The organism is Paenibacillus farraposensis (genome assembly GCF_020736845.1).
Taxonomy (GTDB): domain Bacteria; phylum Bacillota; class Bacilli; order Paenibacillales; family Paenibacillaceae; genus Paenibacillus; species Paenibacillus farraposensis.
Map to the genome: position 1 here is coordinate 1 of NZ_JAFFQR010000022.1, position 512 is coordinate 512.

Genomic DNA, 512 nt, shown 5'->3' on the forward strand with positions numbered 1-512 from the left:
TCAAGCCATAGCTTCGGTGGTGTGTTTAGCCCCGTTACATTTTCGGCGCAGAGTCACTCGACCAGTGAGCTATTACGCACTCTTTCAATGGTGGCTGCTTCTAAGCCAACATCCTGGTTGTCTGTGCAACTCCACATCCTTTCCCACTTAACACACACTTGGGGACCTTAGCTGATGGTCTGGGCTGTTTCCCTTTTGACAATGGATCTTAGCACTCACTGTCTGACTCCCGGAATGAAGTCCATGGCATTCGGAGTTTGACTGAGCTTGGTAACCCTTGCGGGCCCCGCACCCAATCAGTGCTCTACCTCCACGACTCACCTTCCGAGGCTAGCCCTAAAGCTATTTCGGGGAGAACCAGCTATCTCCGGGTTCGATTGGAATTTCTCCGCTACCCCCACCTCATCCCCGCATTTTTCAACATGCGTGGGTTCGGGCCTCCAGTGCGTGTTACCGCACCTTCACCCTGGACAGGGGTAGATCACCCGGTTTCGGGTCTACGTCCACGTACT

The 512-nt window shown here is 53.9% G+C and carries 1 rRNA gene; it reads right to left on the reverse strand.

Features of this window, described 5'->3' with window-relative positions:
- Positions 1–512 (reverse strand): 23S ribosomal RNA (locus JO375_RS05255); the annotation flags it as partial.